This window comes from Candidatus Cloacimonadota bacterium (genome assembly GCA_012516855.1).
Lineage (GTDB): Bacteria > Cloacimonadota > Cloacimonadia > Cloacimonadales > Cloacimonadaceae > Syntrophosphaera.
The window spans coordinates 1-10,966 of record JAAYWB010000063.1 but is presented as its reverse complement, the minus strand read 5'-3'; the positions used below and the strand labels follow the sequence as shown (position 1 = coordinate 10,966).

The following is a 10,966-nucleotide window of genomic DNA, read 5'->3' as shown; positions in this document are numbered from 1 at the left end:
TGGCATAACTATTATTGCCGACCATGATCTGGGTGGGGGAGGTGGCCGGATTGGCAGTGGGAACTCCAAGGTAGGGCATCACGGAAGGGTCGCCCATGATGTGGTAAACTTCCCAGTAGTAGTTAGTGCGTGAGCTACCGCTTTGGCTAACTGCCAGGTTGCCGGAGTAGATGCTCTCGCCGACGGTGGTGGCCCATTTGTCATAGGTTTCGCCGTGAGTGTGGAACATGGCGTCATAAGCGCCAAGTTTGGTGGCATCATAAGGCGGGGCGGAACCGTCGATGTTGGTTTTGTAACCCACTGCCCAGTAATAGTCCTCATTCCAATAGGTGCTGTTGGTGCCGCCAATGTAGGCCACTCCGCCGCCGTCAGCTTTGCGGATTACGGCTTCGCCGAAGCAGGGGCTGGAGTAGTCAAACTCGTTGGTGATGCAGCAGTTGCCCACCATAACTCCGTATTTTCCGGAGTTAGTCATGGCATTGACGTCGGAGACGGTAAAGCTGGGGTCGTGCCAGGAGGTCTGGCTCCCGTGAGCGGTATAGACAATGTAACCCCGGCCTTCATTGGCGTTGGCGATAATTTGCTCGTCACTGCTGCCGGAGGCGGGATAGAGATAGGTGTCGGAAGTGATACCGTGGGCGGCATTGAAATACTCAGTGGTTGCATAATTGATGGCGCCGTTGGCATGAGTGGGAGACCAGCTGGAATCCACTCCGGCGATGAGCACCGTCTTACCCAAATAACTGATGTCCGGCATCTGGGTCTTTTCAAAGGTTATGGTCTTGTTAATGACGTTGGTCAGTTCGGTGGTGCTGGAAACTGAGAAGCGGCCGTGGTACATTTCCGGCATGTAGTCAGTGCCATTAAGGCGCACGTAGGTGAGGTCGGTCACGTGTGAGCCAGTCGCGCCGGTATTGGTGGCGACTGTGATGGTGCCGGATTCATCGCCTATGATCAGCAGGTAGGTAGGGGCCGGATCATCGGCAGTGGCAGCATCCCACAAAGACTGCATATAGTTCTTGATGGCGGTGGTGGTGTTTGCCACGGTGCCGCCGCTGCCGACGGTCGCCACGTTCACCACAAAGCCCTGCTGGGTCTTCCAGTCCACGTAACTCTGGATGTTGCTGGTGTAGCCAACCGGGCAGAGGATGACCATTTTGGTGGGATGGCGCACCAGAGCGGTGCGATTGTCCGCGTTCCAGTTGAAGATAGTGTTGCTGTAAAGCTGTTCAAACTCCCAGGAAGCAGTCCTGGCCAGCATGTCGGCGGTGGCGATGATGTCCGGGTTGACAAAATCCACCCGGACATCCAGGTTTTCCATCACCCGGATACTGTTGGTGACGGGGTTGTAGCGCACCGGATAAAAATCGAGGGCGAAAACCCGCACACCGCGCATCATGCCAAGTTCCGAAACCTGCACCCAGTCGCGGCTGTTGAACTCATCGCGGCTGTAAAGCATTTCGTTCACCACAAAAGGAATGGTGGCAGGATCGGCGGATTTGGAGATGGGCTCCTGGGCCGGGATGACGCGGTTTTGCAGTTTGTTGGCGTTGTTGTCAAATTCCCGAGCGGATTGTGAATTGAGGGTTAGGCGGACTTCCGCGCCCAAAGGCACAGCGATGGTCCTGCGCAGCATGGGCAGCTTGGGCTCGCCCACTTCGTTGCTGAAGCCCCACCCTTCGATGGAAAGCTCGTCAAACGTGCCTTCCTTGGTCTGGACTTCAATGATCTTCAGTTCGCCAACGCTGTAGTTGACGTCAAAACCGAGGTCGCTGTTGTTTCTAAGCAGAGCTTGGTTTGTAGTGGGGCTCAGCTCCACCTGCCGGGTCTGGGCAGACAGGGCCAAGGCGAATGTCAGGGTGAGCGCTAGCAGCAGCAACACCTTACCTTTGAACTTGTTGTGCATACGATACTCCTATATGCTTGATTGCTTCTGACTTGAAATTCTTGCACGGTGGCAGATGGCAAACCAATCCGCCAAGATTATACATTCGCGCAATCAATTCCAGATGCGATATTTGTCAACTGATAAATGAGAGACACGTAACATTGTGTAAATAATGCGGATCAGGCGCACTTATGAATATTCATCAACCGGATTTCTGCGTTTCCTGCATTGAGCCGGGCAGTTTTCCTGAGAAATGACTTGACTGATCTGGCAGTGTGGATGTAACCTCAACCTAACAAACTTACTGCCTGTCTGGATAAGTATGACAAAACAATGCCAAGCAAGGAAATGATGGAAATAATCAACGTTCGCGATCACAGATCGGGCCCCGAATCCGCTGCCCGTTACATCCACGGCATCTGGGGCCGGCCTCAAAACCTGGCTTTCTACCTCGATGCCGTGCTACACTCTTCCCTTTCAGGAAACGCGTTGCCCAGCTTCTATCTAATGCTCGATGGAGAGCGGGTGGCAGGCTGTTGCGCGCTGCTCACCAACGATCTGATCAGCCGACAGGACCTCTGGCCCTGGCTGGCCTGCCTCTATGTGGAACCTGATTACCGGGGACGGGCTTTGGGCGCCACGCTACTGGAACATGGCGCAAGGGAGGCAAAAAGAATGGGTTACGGCACCCTATACCTAACCACCGACCACGATGGCTATTATGAAAAGTACGGCTGGTCCAGGATGGAGGATGGTTACAACCTCTTCGGGGAACGCAGCCGCATCTATTGGCTTGAACTGAATTGAAGGCTATTTCTGAATCGTTCTGGCCTTGATCCAGGCGGTCATTTCATCCAGCACCACCGGCGCAAAAGTCTGCTCTATCCTGGCATATTCGTCCGGATGGCCGGTTTCGCATTCCTGGAAAAGGTGGTTCAGGCCTGGGTATTCACGCAGGGTGTAGTCTTTGTTGCCGGCTTCTTCCAGCGCTTCGCTGATGGCGGGGAAATTTTGTTTGGCCGGCACCTGAAGGTCTTTGCTGCCATTCAAAGCGAGCACTGGGCAGGTGACTTTTTTCAGCCACTGGGCAGGGTCAAGCCTGATGAATTCATACATCCAGGGATTGGCCACGCTGTCCATCTGCATCCTGAATAGTTCATCGTAAGTGATGCCTTCCGGGATTTTGATCGTGCCGTCATCCATCTTTTCCTTCAGGTAGGCGCGAAGCTCCGTTTCAAAGCTTGCCAGGTCCTGCGCCTGCAGGGCCAGCCTGAAGGCCCCGGCGTTCACCTCCATGGTCCGGTTGACCTCCTCTTTCTCCATCCCTGATGCTTGGGCGATCAATTCTCCCTGCGCCTGCAAAAGCTTATCGCCTCGGATGCCTGTTCCAGCCAACATCACGATGAAATCCACCTCGTCAGATTGAGAAGCGACGATGGGGGCGATGATGCCACCCTCGCTGTGGCCCACGAGCCCGATGAAACTGAATTCTGGACGGAACTTCAGATAATTAACCGCGGCCAGGGCGTCGGTGGCAAAATCGTAAGTGGTTCCGGTGGAAGCTTCTCCGCCGGAACCGCCAACTCCGCGGTCGTCGTATCGCAACACAGCTATTCCGTTGCGGGTAAGGTGGTCGGCGATCACCCAAAACGGCTTGTGCCCCATCAGTTCTTCATCCCGGTTCTGGGGACCGCTGCCCGAGATCAGCACCACCACAGGGAAAACGCCTTCCCCCTGTGGCAGGGTGAGCGTTCCGGCCAGTTCGATCCCCGCTTTGGGATTGGAAAAGAGCACTTCCTCGATCCTGTATCCGAAAGGCTCCTTGGGTTCCTGCGGCCTGATGTAAACAGGTTTTTCCAGCGCTTCCCGCTGCAGGTTCAGAGGAAATTCCATCCCGGCCTGTTTGAAAGTCCCCGCGATCATTCCTTCCTTCAGTTCGCCGGAGTAGGTGATCGAAGGCACATCCATCACCAGTTCCAGCTTGGGGTCTTTGAATTCGGTCCTGGCCACGGGCAAGCCGAAAGCGCCCTGGTCCGGACTGTCCATGGTGGCGGTCAGCCCAGTCTCCGTGGTGATGATGTGAAAAACGACGCGGATTTTCTGCCCGCCCACGTCCAGCATCCCGTTCCAGCTACCGCTGATATCCGTGGCGGCAAGGCCTGCCACTGCCGCAAGTGCCAGCAACACAGTGACAAATCTTCTCATCATATACTCCTCATGTTGTGATCCTCATCTGTATCCTGTTTGATACATTCCCGGCATCTGTCAAGCAAAAACGCAGAAAGTTCTTGACTTATTTCGGACTTTAACTAATTAGGTATTCAGTTAAACACCAAACAAGGGAGAAACGATGTCAGATTCATTCTACAAGGCCATCGCGGACCGCACTCGGCGGGAAGTCCTTTCCCTGCTGCGGCGCAGCGGGCCGATGTCCGTGAACGAGATAGCAAGCCATTTCACTATCAGCCTGCCAGCCCTCAGCGAGCATCTGAAGGTGCTGCGCAACGCGGACCTCGTTTCCACACGCAAGGAAAAGCAATTCGTCTTTTACAGCCTCAACACCACGGTGCTTGAGGATTTGGGCAGTTGGGTGCTGGATCTGATAAGAAAAAAAGAGGTGAATGATGAATAGACTGAAGAAGTACAAATGGGCGCTGCTGGTCCTGGTGCTGCACCTGGCAGCCGTGCTCTGGTTCGCCACCCAGTTGCCGGAAGGGGCAAAGGTTCCCATCCACTGGAACTATCTAAACCAGATCGATGGCTGGACGGGGCGCACGACAGGCCTCTTTTGGGGCATTGGATTGAACGTGCTGATGTTTCTGATGCTCTATCTGCTGCACTGGTATTCCCCCTGGTACAATAAATACGCCGGGCGGTTCGAAAAGATCCTGCCTCCGCTCACCACCACTCTCCTGGCCTGTTTCTCCACCATCAGCCTCTACTCGCTGTATGTTGCCAAATGGGGCGAGGTGCCCGGCGTGAAGCTGATCCTGGTCCTCATCGGCTTGTTCCTCTTCTATTTTGGCAATCTGATGCCGAAAGTGCCCAAAAACATGTTCGTGGGCATCCGCACGCCCTGGACCATCGCCAATGAACTGGTCTGGGAAAGGACCCACCGCCTGGGAGGATGGCTGTTCGTGATAGGCGGAATCGTCATGATCCTCAAAGGCCTCATCCTGACAGGCTCCGCGCTGTTCCAGAACATTACCACGGTGCTGGCTTTGGGCTGCCTGCTCTATCCGCTGCCGTATTCGTTCATACAGTATAAGAAACTGGTGAAGTGAGAAGGACTTAGGCTCATTTTTCAAATATAGTGGGTGGGACTGCCTTCATTCCAGTAATGGATACCCCGCGAAGGATTGAAGCGACAAGGTCTGGCCGTTAAGGCCCTGTCCTGTGGCCCTGATCCGCCTCCCGCACGATGCCCGCATTTGATGCGAGGACTGGACGGGAGGCATGGGAGAGGGATGGACTCGGGCGCTAAGGACCTGGCTGGCAGGATATTGCTATGGATAAGCTGGTTATGGCTCTCCATTAAATCAAGAGGGTGTAGGTACTCAACCAAAAAGGAACCCTGAGGGTAAACTCACACACTCAATTTGAACATGAGCCTTATTTCATCAATACCAGCTTGTGGCAGGAACGCTGTCCACCGGCACGCAGCTTACATAGATAAACACCGCTGGAAACCTGCCGTCCGGCATCATCAAGCCCGTTCCAGACAGTGGTGTGATGTCCCGAGGGAAGGTAAGAATTGACCAGGGTTTTCAGCTTTCGGCCCCTCAAATCGAAGACACCAAGTTCCACCGGCCCTGACCGGGCAAGGCTGAAGCGGATATTGGTCTCCGGGTTGAAGGGGTTGGGGAAATTGCCCTCAATCCCCGTCAAGGCCGGGGTTTGGCTGTCATCCGCCACCGGCACGTTTTCGGCGTTGAAGCTATCCACCAGCAAAGCCGATCCCCCGTCGGTGCAGTGATGGATCCCAACATACACTATCTCGTCCTCGAAACCGGACAGATCAAAAATATACTGGGTCCAGGACGCCGGAACCTCCAGGGCTTGGGCTCCGCTGATGATAACGAAGCTTTGGGGGACGGTTCCGAAGGTTGATACCCCCACTTTGATACGTTCCAAACCATTGTCCGCGTTCAGCGAGCGCGCCTGGAACCGGCAGAAATCCATGCCCTTCACGGCTGGGGTGATCAGCCAATCCGAGCTGGGAGGCTGGGTGGCAGGGAAACTGGCAGCCATTTTGTCGCCTGAATAGGCCTGGATCCCGCTAAGGGGAGGGATGGTGGCTGTGGGGTTGAAAATGATGAAAGCCTGGGGTTCTCCGGCATGGGGCCAGTTGACGCCGCTGATACCGGAAGTTTCGGAGAGATCAACATCCACGCAGGTCCAGGGCGCGAATTCCAGCGCGAAATCCTCATGGTCCTCAAAGCTGTCATAAAACCTAAAGGGAAAAGGATCGAAATGCAGGATGAAATTGCAATAGATGGTCTGGCCACCCACAACGACCACACCAGCCTGAGTCGCGGACTGGTGGTCAGGGTGGCTGGCTGTCACGCTGTAAGTCCCGGCCTCAATCTGCATGCTGTACATGCCGGAGGCGTTGGTGGCGGCGGTCACGGTACCGCAGGATACGGCGGCCCCCTGGATGGGTTGGTTAAAAATATTGCGCACAACGCCTGTAATGGTCCCCGTATCCCTTTCCCCACATGATGTTGCCGGTAATTCTCCAGCGACTAGCGTGGCCATGGCAGCCATCACCAGCAGCAAACAAAACACCTTGGAGCGCATGATCTTGCCTCCTTTTCTTTTTAGGCAGGGGATGCCGCTCGCATCACACAACCTCATGGCTGCATTTATTCCATCCTTATGATATGTGTCAAGTAATGTTTTTCTTGCCGAGATAAAAACTCGGATTATCTTTAGCAAAGGCAAATTCCCCTGCCGAACGGTTCTCACACCCGTTTTTCAACCCGCTAATTCCGCAGAGGTTGACAGAATCCCCATGCTGAAAAACTTCGCATGCGAAGGAATTTGAAAAGAGATAATGAAGAAAAAGAACATCCAGGTTTTGGAGGAAATGCCGATCGCCCGGGCGATACTGCATCTGGCCCTGCCCAGCGTGCTGAGCATGATGGTGAATATTTTATACAACCTCACGGACACCTTTTTCATCGGCAAGCTGCACAATGAAGCCCTGGTGGCGGCGGTATCCATTTCTTTGCCGCTCTTCACCTTGCAGATGGCGGTCGCGGGGATATTCGGGGTAGGTGGCTCCAGCTACCTCTCCCGGCTTCTGGGCAGAAAAGACTTCCGGAAGGCCCGGGAAACAACTACCACTGCGGTATTCAGCTCATTCGTGCTTTCCATTGTTTTGGGAGTGGTGGGCATTCTTTGCATCCCTCTGTTTTTGAAGGTCACCGGCGCCAGCGGCGAAACGGCAGTGGCAGCCAGGCAGTATATGTTTTGGATTCTGCTCGGAAGTCCCTTTGTGATGCTGAAATTCACCATGGTGCAGTTGGTCCGCGGCGAAGGCGGCGCCCGCCAGGCCATGTATGGTCTGGTAATCGGTACTGTCACCAATATAATCTTAGACCCCATTTTTATCTTTGGATTTAAAATGGGGGTCACCGGCGCGGCCATTGCCACGGTGATCGGGCAGGGTCTGGCCATGTGCTATTTCATCAGGTATTATCTTTCCAAACAAGCGGTTGCGGCACCGGCTCTGAGGTTCCTGCGCCTGCGCTGGGAGATTTACCGCGAGATTTTGCTAATCGGCGTCCCGTCCTCACTCAGCCAGGTGATGATGGGCATCGGCAACACCATATCTTACAACCTTGCCTCTGCCTACGGAGTGAGCGCCGTAGCCGCTCTGGGAGTGGCTTCGCGGGTGTTTTCCATCCCCATTTTCGTGTTCATCGGGGTTTCCATCGGCGTGCAGGCGCTTATCGGCTTCAACTATGGCGCCGGAAACTATCCCCGCATGAAAAAGGCCATCAGCACCGCTGTGATAATCAATCTAAGTCTCAGCGTGGTTTTCACCCTCCTTTTTGTCCTCTTCCCCCGGCAGTTGATCAGCATGATCACCCCCATCAAACAGACCGTGGAAATCGGCAGCCAGGTAATCGGGGCCTATCTTTACGCCATTCCCTTCGCCGGGGTTGGCATGATCATGATGAATAGCCTGCAGGCAATGGGCAAGGCCCTGCCTGCTTTCATCGTTTCCATCTCGCGCCAGGGCCTGGCCTACATTCCGGCGCTGCTGCTTCTGAACAGATTCTTCGGCTTTGACGGCCTGATCTTCGCGATGCCGCTGTCGGACTTCGTTACCACCCTGCTTTCGGGAATCTTCGTGATCTCGATCCTCAGCCGGCTAAAACACCATCCCGCACCGTCCTTCCAGGAATTCAGCCAACCACAGCCAGCGGATGAGATCTGATTTGTCCGGCATGTCTGGATTTAGCTTCCGGAGAGAATTCAGCCATGCCCTTAACGAAAAGCCTTGACATGCTTTGCCCCTGTTTTTTTTGAACGCCAATGCGATAATCGAATAAAGGAGAACTTCACATATGCTTAACTTTTCACAAGCGCCAGACGGCACCAAGTATCCAATCCCCACTGAAGAAGATAACGCTCGCGAACGCGAGTTGTTAGTCAAAATTACCGAGGAGCAGCGCGCGCTGGGCCGTAAGATCGTGGCCGTGCAAGGTCTGGGCTTTGTAGGCTGCGTGATGGCTACCGTGGTGGCCGACGCCACCGACAAGGACGGCAATCCTTATTACTTTGTGCATGGGCATCAGCGTGCCTCCAAACGCTCGTTCTGGAAAGTGCCAGTTATCAATTCCGGAGTGCCGCCGGTCAGTTCATCCGATCCTGAGGTTCCCCAAATTTTCCACCGCACCGTGGTGGAAAAGAAGAACTTCCGCGCCACCAGCGAAGATTCTGTTTACAGCCTCGTTGACATCGTGGTCGTGGACATCCAGCTTGATGCCACCAAACCCTCTTTCGGCGAGGCGGAGAAAGGTTATTGCGACCTCTTTGCCTTCCGTGAAGGAATCCGCACGCTGGGCCAGCACATCCGCCCCGACTGCCTGGTGCTGGTGGAAACCACCGTTCCGCCCGGAACCTGCGAAAAAGTGGTGAAGCCCATTCTGGAAGAGGAATTCACCAAACGCGGCATCGATATTGTCGCCAATCCGCCCCTCGTGGCGCATTCTTACGAGCGCGTGATGCCCGGAGCCAAATACGTCGCCTCCATCCGCGATTTCTGGCGCGTCTTTTCCGGTGTGAACCAAAAGAGCATCGAGCTCTGCCACGAATTCTTGTCCAACGTGCTGAACGTGGAGGAATTTCCCCTCACCCAGCTTGACAACACCAACGCCTCCGAACTGGCCAAAACGATGGAAAACACCTACCGCGCTGTGAACATCGCCCTCACCCTGGAATGGGCCCGCTTCGCCGAACAAATCGGCGTTGACATCTTCAAGGTGCGCGATGCGATCCGGAAGCGCAAAGGCACTCATGACAATATGTTGCGCCCCAGTCTGGGCGTCGGCGGCTACTGCCTCACCAAAGACCCCGTGCTCGCCAATTGGGCCATGCAAACCCTCTTCGGCCTCGAGGGAACTTTGGAAATGGCCATCCGTGGCGTGAACATCAACGACACCATGCCGCTCCACACCATCGAGATTATCAAGACCGTGATCCCGGAATTGCGTGATGTGAACGTCGCCGTCCTGGGTGTTTCCTATCTGGAAAACGTTGGCGACACCAGACACTCACCCTCCAAGACCCTGGTGGAGTTCCTGCGCAAGGAATTTGCCAAAGTGCTCACCCACGATCCCTATGTGGAAGCCTGGCCGGAACTCGACGAATCAAAGGTGGAAAGTGACCTCAAAGCAGTTCTGCCCGGTGCCGACGTGGTGGTCTTCGCCGTGGGGCACGACCAGTATAAGGACCTCTCCCCGGCCGAAGTGCTGGCCATCTGCGGTACCAAACCCCTGATCGTGGACTGCTCGAACTTCCTCTCTGACGAGAAAATAGCTGAGTGTAAACGGCTTGGATGCCAGGTCCGCGGCGTGGGAAAAGGCCACATCGTCTAATCTCCAATAATTGGATACATACAAGGCGGGACCAGCTCCCGCCTTTTTTCGTGGGGATTTTTTCCAGCCTATCTTTTAGCGGCGTTCATTCACCCTGCCAGTCAGACACCATCCAACCCAAAGCAATTTCCTGATCTGGTGTAACTTAGGACTGAATAAGGATGCAATGGTTGGGTGTGTTGATCAGATCATGACGGATAGTTTTCCATCTGACGCTCCAGACGGGCGCCGTGCATCTGTCATAAAGTGGTTGTATCTGTCTCCCCGTTTAAGAATTTCCAGTATTTTATTAATAGCTGGGAAATCTTCCAATCCATTGTAGTCTGAGTGTTCCCCAAGAACTATTCATCATTGCAATTGAGCGTCGGGGGCATTCGCTTCATGGTCTGGATTTAACTTCCGCGACTTATGTGCAAAGGTCTTAATTCGTGGATAGAAAAAGGCCCACATATAAGCGCGGCCCCACCACGTCATTCCGGGCTTGACCCGGAATCCAGACCCCCCTGGCGTCCATGCTGGTGGAGCCTGGCGTACAGCGAACACGTGAGCATGGACGGCAGGAAGTTCAACGGAATGAACGGCAGGAAACATTGGAAGAGTCATTCATTGCTGTCGTCGATGCTCGTTCCTCGCTCTACGCCAGCCCACCACGTCATTCCGGAACAAATACAATGGCAGGGCAAGCCATTCCCAGTTGATGAATGCTTCCCATATGAAAAAGAGGGAGTTCCGCGAAGTGACGGAGTCCTTGATAGAAAGGGAGGCGTTGACCGTGGAAGCCGTGAGACTGAAAAATGGCAAAACTGGAAAAGTGTATGTGTTGAATGACCTTATCATGGAATCATGGGTCCAAAAATGACCTGTCAAAGGGAGGGAGAAACCCCTCCCTTTTGTATAAATTCACAAATCAATCCAGTAGGGAGAAAGTAGGGAGAATGGCTTATAACGTACTCTGCATCAGGGTTTG

The 10,966-nt window shown here is 54.3% G+C and carries 8 protein-coding genes; 5 read left to right on the top strand and 3 right to left on the bottom strand.

Annotation, left to right across the window (positions count from 1 at the left end; translation table 11 throughout):
• On the bottom strand, window positions 1–1,906 hold a 1,906-nt coding region (locus GX466_06605; protein ID NLH93873.1), incomplete at its 3' end, for a gingipain R.
• Window positions 1,907–2,221: 315 nt separating this feature from the next.
• On the opposite strand from GX466_06605, the gene GX466_06600 reads away from it, so the two are divergent.
• Complete coding sequence (locus tag GX466_06600; protein ID NLH93872.1) at window positions 2,222–2,695, top strand: GNAT family N-acetyltransferase; 474 nt, start codon at window positions 2,222–2,224, stop codon at window positions 2,693–2,695.
• Window positions 2,696–2,698: 3 nt separating this feature from the next.
• On the opposite strand, the gene GX466_06595 is transcribed toward GX466_06600, so the two are convergent.
• Window positions 2,699–4,093: an alpha/beta hydrolase gene (locus GX466_06595; GenBank protein ID NLH93871.1), complete on the bottom strand. Its 1,395-nt coding sequence runs from the start codon at window positions 4,091–4,093 to the stop codon at window positions 2,699–2,701.
• A 145-nt stretch (window positions 4,094–4,238) separates the two neighbouring features.
• Here GX466_06595 and GX466_06590 point away from each other — a divergent pair, with 145 nt between their 5' ends.
• Together GX466_06590 and GX466_06585 are read left to right on the top strand one after the other, a co-directional pair.
• Window positions 4,239–4,520, top strand: coding sequence for a winged helix-turn-helix transcriptional regulator (locus GX466_06590; GenBank protein ID NLH93870.1), 282 nt, complete (start codon window positions 4,239–4,241; stop codon window positions 4,518–4,520).
• Window positions 4,513–5,172 (top strand): SdpI family protein, encoded by a 660-nt coding sequence (locus GX466_06585; GenBank protein ID NLH93869.1) that lies wholly within the window; start codon window positions 4,513–4,515, stop codon window positions 5,170–5,172. The genes GX466_06590 and GX466_06585 overlap by 8 nt, the downstream gene beginning before the upstream one ends.
• 328 nt (window positions 5,173–5,500) lie before the next feature.
• On the opposite strand, the gene GX466_06580 is transcribed toward GX466_06585, so the two are convergent.
• Complete coding sequence (locus GX466_06580) at window positions 5,501–6,688, bottom strand: T9SS type A sorting domain-containing protein (GenBank protein ID NLH93868.1); 1,188 nt, start codon at window positions 6,686–6,688, stop codon at window positions 5,501–5,503.
• A 256-nt stretch (window positions 6,689–6,944) separates the two neighbouring features.
• Between GX466_06580 and GX466_06575 the strand changes: the two genes are divergently transcribed.
• Together GX466_06575 and GX466_06570 are read left to right on the top strand one after the other, a co-directional pair.
• Window positions 6,945–8,336 carry an MATE family efflux transporter gene (locus GX466_06575; protein NLH93867.1) on the top strand — a complete coding sequence of 464 codons (1,392 nt, stop codon included), beginning with the start codon at window positions 6,945–6,947 and terminating at the stop codon, window positions 8,334–8,336.
• 130 nt (window positions 8,337–8,466) lie between these two features.
• Window positions 8,467–9,999, top strand: a complete 1,533-nt coding sequence (locus GX466_06570; protein NLH93866.1) for a nucleotide sugar dehydrogenase — start codon at window positions 8,467–8,469, stop codon at window positions 9,997–9,999.
• Window positions 10,000–10,966: the final 967 nt, after the last annotated feature.

Excerpts from the sequence above, each read along its gene's own strand:
- GX466_06585 (NLH93869.1), top strand. The coding sequence starts at position 4,513 with ATGAATAGACTGAAGAAGTACAAATGGGCGCTGCTGGTCCTGGTGCTG.
- GX466_06570 (NLH93866.1), top strand. The coding sequence starts at position 8,467 with ATGCTTAACTTTTCACAAGCGCCAGACGGCACCAAGTATCCAATCCCC.
- GX466_06600 (NLH93872.1), top strand. The coding sequence starts at position 2,222 with ATGCCAAGCAAGGAAATGATGGAAATAATCAACGTTCGCGATCACAGA.
- GX466_06590 (NLH93870.1), top strand. The coding sequence starts at position 4,239 with ATGTCAGATTCATTCTACAAGGCCATCGCGGACCGCACTCGGCGGGAA.
- GX466_06575 (NLH93867.1), top strand. The coding sequence starts at position 6,945 with ATGAAGAAAAAGAACATCCAGGTTTTGGAGGAAATGCCGATCGCCCGG.
- GX466_06595 (NLH93871.1), bottom strand. The coding sequence starts at position 4,093 with ATGAGAAGATTTGTCACTGTGTTGCTGGCACTTGCGGCAGTGGCAGGC.
- GX466_06580 (NLH93868.1), bottom strand. The coding sequence starts at position 6,688 with ATGCGCTCCAAGGTGTTTTGTTTGCTGCTGGTGATGGCTGCCATGGCC.